Source organism: Gaetbulibacter sp. S0825 (genome assembly GCF_011777505.1).
GTDB lineage: Bacteria > Bacteroidota > Bacteroidia > Flavobacteriales > Flavobacteriaceae > Pontimicrobium.
In genome coordinates this window covers 1,198,588-1,212,511 of the sequence record NZ_JAATJT010000001.1, presented here as the reverse complement: position 1 = coordinate 1,212,511, position 13,924 = coordinate 1,198,588, and the positions used below count along the sequence as shown (strand labels likewise).

13 protein-coding genes are annotated in these 13,924 nt (G+C 36.1%); all 13 read right to left on the bottom strand.

Annotated elements, in window-relative coordinates:
• Positions 1–22: 22 nt before the first annotated feature.
• The 13 genes from HB672_RS05495 to HB672_RS05435 are packed head-to-tail and all read right to left on the bottom strand — an operon-like array spanning position 23 to position 13,924.
• Positions 23–2,098, bottom strand: coding sequence for an alpha-ketoacid dehydrogenase subunit alpha/beta (locus tag HB672_RS05495; RefSeq protein ID WP_167608989.1), 2,076 nt, complete (start codon positions 2,096–2,098; stop codon positions 23–25).
• A complete protein-coding gene (locus tag HB672_RS05490) occupies positions 2,098–3,165 on the bottom strand; it encodes a branched-chain amino acid aminotransferase (RefSeq protein WP_167608986.1) in 1,068 nt (355 codons plus the stop codon). The genes HB672_RS05495 and HB672_RS05490 overlap by 1 nt, the downstream gene beginning before the upstream one ends.
• A 58-nt stretch (positions 3,166–3,223) precedes the next feature.
• On the bottom strand, positions 3,224–3,511 hold the full coding sequence (locus HB672_RS05485; RefSeq protein WP_167608983.1) for a hypothetical protein: 288 nt from the start codon (positions 3,509–3,511) through the stop codon (positions 3,224–3,226).
• Positions 3,511–4,803, bottom strand: a complete 1,293-nt coding sequence (locus tag HB672_RS05480; protein ID WP_167608980.1) for a dihydrolipoamide acetyltransferase family protein — start codon at positions 4,801–4,803, stop codon at positions 3,511–3,513. The genes HB672_RS05485 and HB672_RS05480 overlap by 1 nt, the downstream gene beginning before the upstream one ends.
• Positions 4,804–4,835: 32 nt before the next feature.
• The gene (locus tag HB672_RS05475) at positions 4,836–5,432 is read right to left on the bottom strand and encodes a transferase hexapeptide repeat family protein (protein WP_167608978.1); all 597 of its coding nucleotides are present in this window, start codon (positions 5,430–5,432) and stop codon (positions 4,836–4,838) included.
• A complete protein-coding gene (locus tag HB672_RS05470; RefSeq protein WP_167608975.1) occupies positions 5,429–6,178 on the bottom strand; it encodes an enoyl-CoA hydratase/isomerase family protein in 750 nt (249 codons plus the stop codon). Before HB672_RS05470 ends, HB672_RS05475 begins: the two co-directional genes overlap by 4 nt.
• A gap of 3 nt (positions 6,179–6,181) precedes the next feature.
• Positions 6,182–8,677, bottom strand: a complete 2,496-nt coding sequence (gene paaZ, locus HB672_RS05465) for a phenylacetic acid degradation bifunctional protein PaaZ (RefSeq protein WP_167608972.1) — start codon at positions 8,675–8,677, stop codon at positions 6,182–6,184.
• Between the two features lie 4 nt (positions 8,678–8,681).
• Positions 8,682–9,281, bottom strand: coding sequence for a short chain dehydrogenase (locus tag HB672_RS05460; protein ID WP_167608969.1), 600 nt, complete (start codon positions 9,279–9,281; stop codon positions 8,682–8,684).
• A 1-nt stretch (position 9,282) separates the two neighbouring features.
• Entirely contained in the window at positions 9,283–10,491 is a 1,209-nt protein-coding gene (gene pcaF / locus HB672_RS05455) for a 3-oxoadipyl-CoA thiolase (RefSeq protein WP_167608966.1), read from the bottom strand.
• 48 nt (positions 10,492–10,539) lie between these two features.
• A complete protein-coding gene (locus HB672_RS05450) occupies positions 10,540–10,947 on the bottom strand; it encodes a hotdog fold thioesterase (RefSeq protein WP_167608963.1) in 408 nt (135 codons plus the stop codon).
• On the bottom strand, positions 10,947–12,116 hold the full coding sequence (locus HB672_RS05445; protein WP_167608961.1) for a 3-hydroxyacyl-CoA dehydrogenase NAD-binding domain-containing protein: 1,170 nt from the start codon (positions 12,114–12,116) through the stop codon (positions 10,947–10,949). The genes HB672_RS05450 and HB672_RS05445 overlap by 1 nt, the downstream gene beginning before the upstream one ends.
• A gap of 50 nt (positions 12,117–12,166) precedes the next feature.
• The gene (locus HB672_RS05440) at positions 12,167–13,102 is read right to left on the bottom strand and encodes a pyridoxal-phosphate dependent enzyme (RefSeq protein ID WP_167608958.1); all 936 of its coding nucleotides are present in this window, start codon (positions 13,100–13,102) and stop codon (positions 12,167–12,169) included.
• A 39-nt stretch (positions 13,103–13,141) separates the two neighbouring features.
• A complete protein-coding gene (locus HB672_RS05435) occupies positions 13,142–13,924 on the bottom strand; it encodes an enoyl-CoA hydratase-related protein (RefSeq protein WP_167608955.1) in 783 nt (260 codons plus the stop codon).

Here is a 13,924-nt window from a genome sequence, read left to right as displayed (position 1 = left end):
AATGTATGTAAAATACGAAAACTTAATAATTAAGCAACGCTAAGATTTTATCTTTCACTTTTATTGTTGAAGGAATCATTGTTTGCTCCAACGTAGAATTTAATGGAATTGCAGGCATGTTTTCGCTACCAATAGTCATTACAGGAGCATCCAAATACTGAAAACATTGTTCTTGGATTTTCCCTGCCAATGCTAATGCAAAACTATTATTACTTGGTTCTTCAGTGACCACTAAACATTTCCCAGTTTTCTTGACAGAATTCATGATTGTATCTTCATCTAGAGGGAATAAAGTACGTAAATCAATGATTTCAATTTGGTCTCTCATATCTAATTCACCAGATGCATTATAAGCCCAATGTACTCCCATTCCGTAAGTCACAATGGTTAAGGTTTCTAAATCTTCTTGTTTCCAAATTTCTTGTAACACCCAAGCTTTACCTAGTGGTAAAACATAATCTTCAGAAGGCTCAACCGACGTTGCTGTTAAGGTTCCAGATACTTTACTCCAATACAAGCCTTTATGTTCTAAAATCACCACTGGATTTGGATCATAATATGCAGCTTTCATCAAGCCTTTTAAATCTGCTCCATTACTCGGATACACTATTTTGATACCTCGAATATTTGTGATTACACTTTCTACTGAAGATGAATGGTAAGGTCCACCACTACCATAAGCACCTATTGGCACACGTAAAATCATACTCACTGGCCACTTACCATTTGAGAGATAACAACTTCTGCTCACTTCTGTGAATAATTGGTTTAGTCCAGGCCAAATATAATCGGCAAACTGAACCTCGACAATTGGTTTTAGCCCAACAGCACTCATCCCAACAGTAGAACCTACAATAAAGGCTTCTTGAATTGGCGTGTTAAACACTCTATCATCGCCAAATTTTTGCGCTAAAGTTGCGGCTTCACGAAATACACCTCCTAATCGTCCTCCAACATCTTGACCATATAACAAACACTCTTTGTGCTCTCGCATGAGTTCTTCTACTGCAAACAATGCACAATCTACCATCACTACTTTATCTGCTCCTTCTGGTTCTCGTGTTCCTGTTTCTTCAGTAATTGGAGTTGGAGCAAAATCATGAGTAAATAAATCTTCTGGCCTTGGGTCTTCAGCTTTTAAAGCTTTTTCAAAATCTTCTTTTACTTTCGTTATTGCAGCTTTTTCAATTTCTTCAATCTCTTTCTTTGAAAATCCGTTATCTAATAGCTGTTGTTTTAAAACTGGAAAAGGGTCGCGTGAACGTGCTTCGTCTAAATCGTCGCGATACCATTCCATTCGAACGCCAGAAGTATGGTGATTCAATAAAGGTACTTTAGCATGCACTAAAAAAGGCCTGCGTTCTTCACGAATGATTTTTATTACTTTTTCTAATGCTTCATAACTTTCAGTAAAATTAGCCCCATCAATAGAAATCGCATCTAATCCATGAAAACCTTGAGCGTATTCAAACGCATTTTGCGCTCTAGTTTCAGCAGCATTTGCAGAAATATCCCAACCATTGTCTTGTACTAAATATAAAATTGGCATCTGCTTTAAGGCAGCCATCTGAAAGGCTTCTGCTATTTCACCTTCGGTTACTGAAGCATCACCTAATGAGCAAACGGTTATTGGTTTTTCTTGTGACCCTTCGACTGCGCTCAGGGTGACATTAGGGTTATTTAAGTCTTGTTTTTCGAGGTATTGCATTCCCATAGCAACTCCTGTTGCTGGAATGGCTTGCATTCCTGTAGCAGAGGATTGATGTGGTATTTTCGGTTTGTCTGCGTCTTTTAAACTTGGATGGCAATAGTATGTTCTTCCTCCAGAAAAAGGGTCATCATGCTTTGCCATTAGCTGCAACATTAAGTCATAAGGCTCTAAACCAAATGACAATAACATGGCATCATCTCGATAGTAAGGAAAAGCATAATCTTGTGGCAATAATTGTAAGCCCAAAGCAATCTGTATGGCTTCATGTCCTCTGGAAGTTGCATGCACGTATTTAGAAACCTGCTTGAAATTAGCTTCGTACAATTCGGTCATAGCTTTAGCTGTACAGAGCTTTGAAAATGCTTTTTTAAGTGTTTCTTTATTCATTAAACTAGCTCTTTTTCAATTTTAACCATCCAGTTAAAAGTATCCTCAATTTTTCCTGTTTTAATTCCGTTTAATGTGTCATTCACATCTAATCCAACAGGACTTTCATCAGAAACATGAATCGTTTCCACACCAAATCCTATTTCTTGTATATAAGCAATTCCAACTGCTGTTCCAGTACCGAAAGCCTCTTCAAGTGTGCCATTTTTAGATGCTTCTTGAATCTCATTAATGCTAATTGGTCTTTCGATTACTTCAAATCCTTTGTGTTTTAACAAATCAATGACACTCATTCTTGTAATACCATCTAAAATAGAACCATCACGTTTTGGCGTTACAAATTTTCCATCAATTTTGAAGAAAATATTCATAGTTCCAACTTCCTGAATGTATTTGTGTTCTATGGCATCAAGCCATAATACCTGGTCATATCCTTTAGCTTTTGCTAATTCTGTTGGACGAATGGCTGCCGCATAATTTCCTGCTGCTTTGGCTTCTCCTGTTCCGCCTTCTGCTGCACGAATGTATTTTGTTTCGGCATAAAGTTTAATTCTCTTAGTAAAGAATGGTCCTGAAGGTGATGCAATAATGATGAACTTGAAACTTGTTGCTGCACGCATGCCAATAAAAGGCTCGTCAGCATACATAAAAGGCCTTAGATATAAAGCACTTCCTTCCTGAGGCGGAATCCAAGGTTGTTCAACTGCAACCAGTTGTTTTAACCCTTCTACAAATAGCTCTTCAGGAAAATTTGGCATTCCCATTCTGTCAGCACTTAAGTTTAATCTTTTTGCATTCTTTTTTGGTCTGAACAACATTGGAGTTCCTTCAGAATCAACTGTTGCTTTCATACCTTCAAAAATGGCCTGACCATAATGTAATGCCATAGCTGCTGGATGGGTTGGTATTAAATGTAAAGGTTCTACTCGTGGATTGTTCCATTGTCCATTTTCGTAATCACAGACGAACATATGGTCTGTAAATGTTGTTCCTAATGGAATATTATTGAAATCTAAGTCTTCAACTTTCGATTTTTCTACTCTTTTTATTGAAATGTTATGTTTCATAATATTTATACTGCAATTATATTCCGTTTAAATAGTGGAATAATATTTTCTATTCATTTTAAATCTCAGACTTTTCACCTTTTTCTAAATAATCAAGAACTTCCTTGGTTACCTTTCCTTTATATTCTTCAATCTTTTCTCTATAACTATTAATAAGCTCTATTGAATCGTTGTTTTGTCTAATTAAAGAGTAATTATAATCAAGTATTTCAAGTACATTAATTTCTTCTCGACTTATCTTTTTCAGAATCTCATCAACATTTACATATCTACCATCATATATTAATTCAAAATCATCATAATGCTTCCAGAAAATTTTTAATTTATCTATTCCTATTAACATCACTATATTTTTCTATTTACATCAAATTTTTCTAAATAATCTGCCACACGACGTACAAAGCTTCCTCCCAAATAACCATCGACTACTCTATGGTCAAATGATAAGGACAAATACATTATGCTTCTAATAGCTATTTCGTCACCTTTCTCGGTTTCTATAACTTCTGGTCGTTTTTTAATAATTCCTAAAGCGAGAATAGCAACTTCTGGCTGATTGATGATTGGTGTTCCCATTACGCTACCAAAGGTTCCAACATTAGAAATCGTGAAAGTGCTTCCTTTAATATCTTCTGGATCTAATTTATTATCTCTAGCTTTTGCTGATAATTTATTGACATCAGCTGCCAATTCTTTTAAACTCTTTTTGTCTGCGTCTTTAACTACTGGTACAATCAAATTTCCGCTTGGTAACGCTGTTGCCATTCCAATATTAATATGTTCTTTGACAATGATATTTTGACCATCGACAGAGACATTAATCATCGGGAAATCTTTAACAGCTTTTGCGACAGCTTCGACAAATAATGGTGTAAACGTTAGTTTACAATTATGCTTTTCTTGAAACGCGATTTTATTTGCGTTTCTCCATGCAACCAAGTCGGTTAAATCGGCTTCAACGTAGGCAGTCACATGAGGTGAGGTATGTTTTGAATACACCATACGGTCGGCAATCATTTGACGCATCCTGTCCATTTTCACAATCTTTCCTGTGCCTTTATCTAAGTTTGGCTGAGGAATGCGATAAGCGGTTGGGTCTTGTGTCACACTTGGTTGTACAAACTTATAAGGTCTACCTTCTTTTATGTATTGAAACACATCGCTTTTACGCAAACGTCCATCATTTCCAGTCGCTGGGATTCGTGCCAATTCTTCAAAGCTAATATGATATTCTTTGGCTATTGAAATAATTAATGGCGAAAAGAAAGTATTATTGTTTTGAGATGCAGTTGCTAATTGCTTTGGTTTTTTTTCTGTTTTTTGAACATTTGCCTTTTTCTTCTGAGACTTCTCGACTGTGCTCGAAGTGACATTCTTTTTTGTTTTTAGAGTCTTTCCATCTGTTTTAATAATAGCAATGGTGTCTCCAATTTTTATAACCTCATTGGCTTTGAATAAAATTTCTTCAACCACACCTGATACTGTTGAAGGCACTTCAGAATCAACCTTATCTGTAGCAACCTCTAAAAACATTTCATCTTGTTCAATGGTATCACCAACATTTTTGAACCAAGTAATAATGGCTGCTTCGGTAATACTTTCTCCCAGTTTGGGCATTTTAAATTCAAATCTTGACATTATATGAACTAATGTTTGTTAGTTTTTAAATCTTATTTCTTCATGAAATCTCGAAGGGTGTCATAAACACCTTCTTGCATTTTCATGTTCACAGGAACCTCTCGCAAAGGCTCAACTTCTTTTAAACTTTCATGGCATTCCTTTGGCAATTGTTGATACAATTTTGTGCCTTTGGTTTTCCAGTCAATCATTTCGTCTGTCACTTGTTTCAAAACTTTTGCTGGATTGCCAACCACTAAACTTCGGTTAGGAATGATGGATTCAGCTTTTACAAATGCCATGGCTCCAATAATACTCTCGTCACCAATATCGGCATCATCCATAATAACTGTGTTCATTCCAACTAATACATTTCTGCCAATATTGGCTCCATGAATTATTGCTCCATGACCAATATGTGCGCTTTCTTTAAGTGTGATTGATTTACCTGGAAACATGTGTACTGTGCAATTTTCTTGAACATTTACACCATCTTCCAGAATGATTTGTCCCCAATCTCCACGAATGGCAGCTCCAGGACCTATGTAACAGTTTTTGCCAATAATGACATTGCCAGTAACAGCAGCCAAAGGATGCACAAAACTACTTTCGTGAACTACTGGTATGTATCCTTTAAAACTGTAAATCATTTGTATTGTCTTAATGTATCTTTTGTAAAATTACTTAGCACTAATCTTCCACTTATTTTAGCACGTTGAATTAGTAGTTGATCCCAATCTTCAGTTCCTCTCCAAAACATCGTCTTCATTTCGCTCATAGCTTTTGGGTTGTAATTACATAAGTTTTCAGCGAAAGCTGCTACTGCTTCGTCTAATTCTTCTGTAGAATCAAATACTTTTGTATAAAGTCCTTTCTCTTTTGCCCATTCTGCTGAATAAAAACTATTCGCATCAATGGCAATTTGTGACATGGCACTTAATCCTAATTTTCGTTGTACAGCTGGACCAACTACAAAAGGTCCAATGCCAACATTTAATTCACTTAATTTTATAGCAGCAAACTTTGTTGCCATGCAATAATCGGTTGCAGAAGCTAAACCTACTCCTCCACCTACTGTTTTGCCTTGAATGCGTCCAACTATAAACTTGGGGCATTTTCGCATGGCATTAATCACATTGGCAAATCCTGAGAAAAATTCTTTCCCAGTTTCTTCATCATTGATGGCTACCAATTCTTCAAAACTTGCACCTGCACAAAACGTTCTATCACCTCCACTTTTTAATACTAATACTTTGATATTAGAATCGTCTCCAGCTTTTTTTATAGTTCTTGCTAGTTCAGATAATACATTTGAAGGCAGTGAATTATGAGAAGGGTGAAAAAATTCAATATATCCTACTCCGTTTTTAATAGTTTGTTTTACGTATGGTTCCATAAGTTATATAAGTCCAAATTGTTCAAAATGATGATTAAGGTGTTTTCTTTCTAATAAATACCATTCGTATCTATTCATATCTCCAAACACCATATTTTTTAATATAGCTTCAGGGTTATCTTTAAAAAATGTTTTATAAGCTTCTCTTGCCTCAATAAACTTTAGTTTCGCTATTTCTAAATTATCATATCTCAGAGTATCTAACGTGTCTTTTTCTAACAAAGGAAAATTTGTGTTACGAGGAAACTTATCATAATTATATAAGCTTGCATGTACTTTTTCTAAAATTTTCTCAGGAGTAGATACATCAAAATCTTGAATTTCTCCTGAAGCAATTTTATAGGTATACTCTAAATGCTCTATCATGTGCTGTGGTGTCATGATTCCCCATTTTGGTTTTGAATCTGATGATAATTTTGCTAAGTATTCCTCAATTTTTTTACCAGTCATCTCAACAAAAACGTCTTGCTTTTTCTGAACCATTGTTAATACAGTTGCCACTGCTACTAGTTCATTATCAGCATCAAAAACTTCAGCAAACCACTTTACGATACCACTTGGATGTTCTGCACTAGCCACATCTCTATCAATTTTTTGTTTGCATGTTAATCTTACATAGATTGTATCATTATGATATAGTGGTCTAAGGAATCGACATTCTTCCAATCCATAATTCGCAGACACTGGACCTTTGTTAGGGTACACAAATAATCCTGCTGCAGCTGCTAAAATGAAATAACCATGAGCAGTACGCTTTTCAAAAATACTCCCATCTAACGAGGTTATATCTGTGTGAGCATAAAAGTGATCCCAAGTAAGATTTGAGAAATTAATAATATCTGAATCTGTTAATGTACGCTTATGAGTTTTCATTGACATTCCAGATTGAATGTCTTCCCAATGATATTTAAAAGGGTGTTTTTCTGTCTCTTTATAAGCACCACCTTGTTGATATATTCCTGTAATTTCAGTTATTGTTGTTGGTGAACCTTGAATGGCAGTACGCTGTAAATAGTGTTTTATTCCACGCATTCCTCCCATTTCTTCACCTCCTCCTGCACGTCCAGGACCTCCATGAACTAATGCTGGTAATGGTGAACCATGGCCAGTACTTTCTTTTGCACTTTCTCTATTTAACACCAAAATACGACCATGATGACTTGCAGCATTTACCACATAATCTTTAGCAATTTTATCATCATTTGTTACAATTGACGACACCAAAGAACCTTTACCCATTTGTGCCAACGTAATGGCTTCATCTAAATTTTTATAAGGCATAATTGTACTGACTGGACCAAAGGCTTCACGTTCATGTATTGCTATATTATCAAACGGATGATCTGCTCTTAATAAAATTGGATTGATAAACGCTCCTTTCTTTGCATCAGCACCAATGGTTTCAACGGTATCCATATTACCATATACAATTTGCGCTTCTTTCGCCAAATCATTAACTGAATCTTTAACTGCATCAACTTGCTGTTTACTCACAAGAGAGCCCATTCTTACTTCTTTTAATCTTGGGTCACCAATCGTAATTTTATCAAGTTCAATTTTTAGTGCTATTTGTACATCTTCGACTAAATTTTCTGGAACAATAATTCTTCTAATCGCTGTACATTTCTGGCCAGCCTTTACTGTCATTTCTTTTCTGACTTCTTTGACAAACAAGTCAAATTCTGGTGTTCCAGGAATAGCATCTTCTCCCAAAATAGATGCATTTAACGAATCGGCTTCCATGGTAAAAGGCACAGCTTCTTGAATAATTCTTGGATGTGCTTTTAACAATCTACCTGTTGCCGCTGAGCCAGTAAACGTAACTACATCTTGAGATTCAACAGTATCTAAAATAGTTTTAACTGTTCCGTTGATGATTTGTAAAGCACCTTCTGGTAAAATTCCTGAACTAATAATTTCTCGCGCCACAGCTTCAGCCAAATAAGACGATGAAGGAGCAGGCAAAACGACTGCAGGCACTCCAGCCATCCAGTTAACTGCGCATTTTTCTAGCATTCCCCAAACTGGGAAATTGAATGCATTAATATGGACTGCAACGCCTTTTTTAGGCACCATAATGTGATGTGCCATGAAGCGGCCTCCACGAGACAAATCGATTGCATCGCCTTCAACATGATAGGACTGATTAGGGAATAATTTTCGCAACGATGCATTAGCAAACAAGTTTCCAAAACCACCTTCAATATCAATCCAACTATCTACTTTAGTTGCTCCAGTTCTATAACTTAACTCGTAAAAGGCATCTTTCTTTTTAGTCAGGTATAATGCTAATTTTTTAATCATATTACCTCGCTCTTGAAAGGTCATTCTTCGTAACGCTTCACCTTTGTCTCTACCATATTGTAGAGCATCAGAAACATTAAGTCCTTCAACAGCCGAATTGGCTATAAGTTCTCCAGTTATTGCATCAAAAATGGGAATCCCTTCATCTGATCCCTCTAACCATTGTCCAGTTATATAATGTTGTATTTTTTTCATAATGTTATGCCATTATTCTTAATATTCTTCCGTTTATTTTACCTTCGATGCACTTCACATAACCATCTACAATTTTATGCATTGGCACTGGCGTGTTACCAGGAAAATAATCTTTATACTTCTCGTAAGCATCTTCAACTAAATCGGAGCAAACTACATTGACTCTAATGTTATTTAATTCCAAAACTACAGCTTTTACAAAACTGTGAATGGCTCCATTAACCATTGCTGCACTTGTGGTCATATCAACTGGGTCATCAGCTAAAATTCCTGTTGATAATGTAATAGAACCTCCATGATTTAAATAGTCTTTCCCATTTCTCACCACATTAACTTGTCCCATTAGTTTACTTTTTATTCCAATATAAAAATCATCTTCAGATAGGTTCTCAAACTTATCCCATTTAGCATCTCCAGCAATAGCGATAATTGCATCCACTTTTCCAACCTTTTCAAACATTGATTTTATGGATTTTGAATCTGAAAAATCCACTTTTACATCACCAGAGTTTCGTCCAGCTACAAGTACTTCGTGCTTTTCTGAAAGTCTTTCAGTGACTTTTTTTCCAATCGTTCCGCTTCCTCCTATGACTAATATTTTCATTTTAAACTCGTTCAATTATTGCTGCATATCCTTGTCCAACTCCAATACACATGGTTATTAAAGCGTATCTCTTTTGTTGTTCGTGTAATTCTAAAGCTGCTGAATAAGCGATTCTTGTTCCCGTTACTCCTAATGGATGACCAATAGCAATAGAGCCTCCATTTGGGTTTAACCTAGGGTCATTATCAGCTATACCCCAAGCTCTTGTACAAGCCAAAGCTTGTGCTGCAAAGGCTTCATTAAGTTCAATAACACTCATGTCATTCATTGTTAAGCCTGCTTTTTCTAGTGCTTTATTTGACGCTTCCACTGGACCTATTCCCATGATTCTTGGCTCTACTCCAACCACAGCTGAACTTACAATTCGTGCTAATGGTTTTAAGTTATATTTTTTAACCGCTTCTTCAGAAGCTATAATAGTAGCAGCTGCACCATCGTTTAATCCTGATGAATTTCCTGCTGTGACACTACCTCCTTCTTTCTTAAAAGCTGGACGCAATTTTGCCAAAACCTCTCTTGTCGTATTAGGCTTTACAAACTCATCTTTTGAGAAAATTATTGGATCTTTCTTTCGTTGTGGAATTTCTACACTCACTATCTCTTTATCCATTCGACCATTTTCTTGTGCTTTAGTTGCTTTCATTTGACTCCAATACGCAAACGCATCCTGGTCTTCTCGTGAGATATTATATTTTTCAACTAAATTTTCTGCTGTATTTCCCATACCATCTGTTCCATACATCTCATGCATTTTTGGATTAATGAATCGCCATCCAAAACTAGAGTCATACATTTTAGAATCGTTACCAAATGCACTCGATGGTTTTGCAATAACATATGGTCCGCGTGTCATATTTTCCACTCCACCAGCAATAAACACATCGCCATCGCCTGCTTTAATCGCACGATTGGCATGAATAATTGCAGACAAACCTGAACTACATAAACGATTGACAGTTTCACCTGGAACTGTAAATGGCAATCCTGCTAATAAAGATGCCATTCTTGCTACATTACGGTTATCTTCTCCTGCTTGATTAGCACAACCCATAATAACATCGTCATATGCCTCTTTTGGAATATTAGGATTTCGTTTAACAACTTCTTTAATCACTAATGCTCCTAAATCGTCAATACGAACAGCAGATAATGTTCCTTTATAACTTCCAATTGGAGTACGAACTCCATCTATGATATATGCTTCTTTCATTTGGTATCTTCTATTTTTATTAATGGTCAAATGTAATCTTCGATTTCATTATTCTTCCCAATCTTTTTGAGTGCGATACACAACACCTTTAAAAAGTGCCACTAGTTCATCTCCTCGTTTGACTTCAATCACATTGAAGCCTAATTTATTATTCACTTTTTCTATCACTGATTCGGCAACTAAATAATCTCCTTCGTTTAATGCTTCGATATGATTAATACTTGTTTCAATAGACACAGCATATTTACCATGGGTATTTGCAGCAAAGCCGAAAGCTGTATCTGCTAAGGTATAACTGATGCCTCCATGTGCATAATTCATACTATTGAGCATTTCTTTTCTAATGGTCATGGCAACTTTACAGCGACCTAATTCACATTCTACGATCTCAATTCCCATCCATTGACTGAAAGCGTCTAACGATAACATTTTATGGGGTATAGCTTCGCCGTTCATTAAAAGAATGTTTTATTTTCTTTATTCATTTTTCGTAATAATGGACTGCAACGATATCTGTCCTCGTGATATTCGTTATATAATTCGTCCATTTTCGTCACACACCAATCTATTCCTTTTTCATCAGCCCAAGCTAATAGTCCTTTTGGGTAATTAACGCCTTTGGTCATGGCATTGTCAATATCTTCCGCTGAAGCTATATTTAAAAACAAGGCGTCTGCTGCTTCGTTGATGAGCATGACTAAAACACGATTGAATATTTTTTGTGATAACTCTTCGTTATGTGACCTCTCGACTGCGCTCGAGGTGACAATCTTTCCGTTATCGTCATAATCATAATAGCCTCTTCCAGATTTTCGTCCTAAATATCCAGCCTCAGCAAAACGTTTTTGTGTGAATGCTGGCTTGTATCTTGGGTCGAAATAGAAAGCACTAAATACAGTTTCAGTTACTGTGTAATTGATATCGTTTCCTATAAAATCCATTAACTCGAAAGGTCCCATTCTAAAACCTCCAAGTTCCTTTAAACTCCTATCAATAGTTGCAAAATCAGCAATACCTTCTTCATAAATTCGTAAAGCTTCTCCATAAAATGGTCGTGCCACGCGATTGACAATAAAACCTGGAGTATCCTTAGCCACTGCGACCGTTTTTTTCCAATCTTTAATGATTTGAACAGATTTATCTAGGGTTGCTTTTGATGTTTGAATTGCAGGAATGACTTCAACTAGTTGCATTAAAGGCGCTGGATTGAAAAAGTGAATTCCAATGCAACGTTCAGGTTTTTTTAAAGAAGCTGCAATAGAAGCAATTGATAAACTTGAAGTGTTAGAAGCAATGATACAATCGTCAGACACATAGCCTTCTAATTCTAAAAATACTTTTTTCTTAATTTCAAGATTTTCAACAATAGCTTCGATAGTTAAATTGGTATCAGATAAGCTTTTCAAGCTGTCGACATACTCGATATTACCTTGAATTCTATTCTTCTCAGTTTCATCAATGCGGCCTTTTTCAATAAGTCGATTCAGTATTTTATCTAAAGTAGTTTGCGCCTTATATAAAGCTGTATTATTTGTGTCGTATAATTTCACTTTACAACCAGAAGTTGCAGCAACTTGTGCGATGCCACTTCCCATTGTTCCAGAACCAATAATTCCTACGTTCATAGTTATATATTTTGATGAGACCCTTCGACTGCGCTCAGGGTGACATTCAATTAAAATGGTAGATTGGTTACATCTACATTTCCGCCAGAAATAATAATTCCGACGTCTTTATTTTTAAACTTTTCTTTTTCTTTTAATAACGCTGCAAATGCGACAGCACTTGAAGGTTCAATAATAATTTTCATTCGTTCCCAAACCAATTTCATCGCTTCAATGATGTCTTCTTCTTCTACTAAGATAATGCGTTCTACATCATTCATTATGATTGGGAAATTTCTATCTCCTAAAAACGTACGTAAACCATCTGCAATCGTGTTTACTACATCGTTATATTCAATTTTTCCTGATTGCTTAGACCGAAAAGCATCATCTGCATTTTTTGGCTCTCCACCGATAACTTTACAGGTATCAGAAAAATATTTCGCTGCTAATGCGGTTCCTGCTACGAGTCCACCACCACCAACAGGTGTGAAAATATAATCCAATTCTGGATACTCTTCTAAAAGTTCAATTGCTGCTGTTCCTTGACCATGAATCACATCATCATCGTTTGATGGATGGATGAATGTTGCTCCAGTTTCTTGCTTAACTTTTTCGGCCATTTGCTCACGTGCTATTGGTGTTGATTCACTTTCAATGACATGTCCTTTATAACCTTTTACGGCATTCTTTTTTACTTGAGGTGCATTTTCAGGCATCACGATATACGCTTCAACTCCAATTTTATTAGCAGCTAAAGATAGTGCCTGCGCAAAATTACCTGAGGAATGTGTTACTACACCTTTGTCCCGCTCTTCTTCTGACAAGTTTAAAATAGCATTCGCTGCACCACGCATTTTAAAAGCTCCCATTTTTTGAAAATTCTCACACTTAAAAAACACATTACATCCAGCCATCTCATTAATTAATTTTGAAGATAACACAGGTGTTTTGTGAATATAAGGTTTCACACGATTATGCACTTGTATGAGGAATTCTTTATTCATTTTACAGACCCTTCGACTGCGCTCAGGGTGACATTTGATTTATTTTCCTTTAAAATTTGGCGTTCTCTTTTCTATAAATGCCGCAACTCCTTCTGCATAATCTTCTGTTCCAGCTGCTTCAATTTGGTGCTTTGACTCTAGTGCTAATTGCTCTTCTAAGGTGTTAGTTAGTGATTGATTAAATGTTTTCTTGATCAATCCTAAAGCCTTAGTTGGCATATTGGCTAATTTTAGAGCAATTCTTTGCGTGGTTTCTTCAAACTCTTCAGAAGGCACAAACTTATAAATCATACCTAAGCGTTCAGCTTCTTCAGCACTTATTTTGTTTCCTAACATAGCTAAGGCTGTGGCTTTTTGAAATCCAATTAATCTTGGTAAAAAGTAGGTTCCAGCACTATCTGGAATTAATCCTATAAGGCTAAAGGCTTGTATGAAATGTGCTTTTTGATTTGCCACCACAATATCACATGCTAAAGCAATATTTGCTCCTGCTCCTGCAGCAACACCATTGACAGCTGCAATGATTGGCTTTTCAATGTTTCTTATCCGAAGAATTATTGGATTGTAATGTTCTTCAAGGATTTTCTTGAATCCAGGATTCAACTTTGGTGATGTGACCTCTTTTAAGTCTTGTCCAGCGCAAAATGCTTTCCCTCCACCAGTTATTACAATAGCTCTAACCTCATTATTTGTTTCACAATCGTCGAGAATACTTTGCAAGCTCAAAGCCATTTCTCGATTAAAGCTATTAAACACTTCTGGTCTGTTGAGTGTAATAAACGCTATTTCGTTTTCAATTTTTAATAGAATTGAATTGCTCAT

Coding starts and splice junctions, on each gene's coding strand:
- HB672_RS05495 (WP_167608989.1), bottom strand. CDS start 2,098: ATGAATAAAGAAACACTTAAAAAAGCATTTTCAAAGCTCTGTACAGCT.
- HB672_RS05490 (WP_167608986.1), bottom strand. CDS start 3,165: ATGAAACATAACATTTCAATAAAAAGAGTAGAAAAATCGAAAGTTGAA.
- HB672_RS05480 (WP_167608980.1), bottom strand. CDS start 4,803: ATGTCAAGATTTGAATTTAAAATGCCCAAACTGGGAGAAAGTATTACC.
- HB672_RS05475 (WP_167608978.1), bottom strand. CDS start 5,432: ATGATTTACAGTTTTAAAGGATACATACCAGTAGTTCACGAAAGTAGT.
- HB672_RS05470 (WP_167608975.1), bottom strand. CDS start 6,178: ATGGAACCATACGTAAAACAAACTATTAAAAACGGAGTAGGATATATT.
- paaZ (WP_167608972.1), bottom strand. CDS start 8,677: ATGAAAAAAATACAACATTATATAACTGGACAATGGTTAGAGGGATCA.
- HB672_RS05460 (WP_167608969.1), bottom strand. CDS start 9,281: ATGAAAATATTAGTCATAGGAGGAAGCGGAACGATTGGAAAAAAAGTC.
- pcaF (WP_167608966.1), bottom strand. CDS start 10,491: ATGAAAGAAGCATATATCATAGATGGAGTTCGTACTCCAATTGGAAGT.
- HB672_RS05450 (WP_167608963.1), bottom strand. CDS start 10,947: ATGAACGGCGAAGCTATACCCCATAAAATGTTATCGTTAGACGCTTTC.
- HB672_RS05445 (WP_167608961.1), bottom strand. CDS start 12,116: ATGAACGTAGGAATTATTGGTTCTGGAACAATGGGAAGTGGCATCGCA.
- HB672_RS05440 (WP_167608958.1), bottom strand. CDS start 13,102: ATGAATAAAGAATTCCTCATACAAGTGCATAATCGTGTGAAACCTTAT.
- HB672_RS05435 (WP_167608955.1), bottom strand. CDS start 13,924: ATGAGCAATTCAATTCTATTAAAAATTGAAAACGAAATAGCGTTTATT.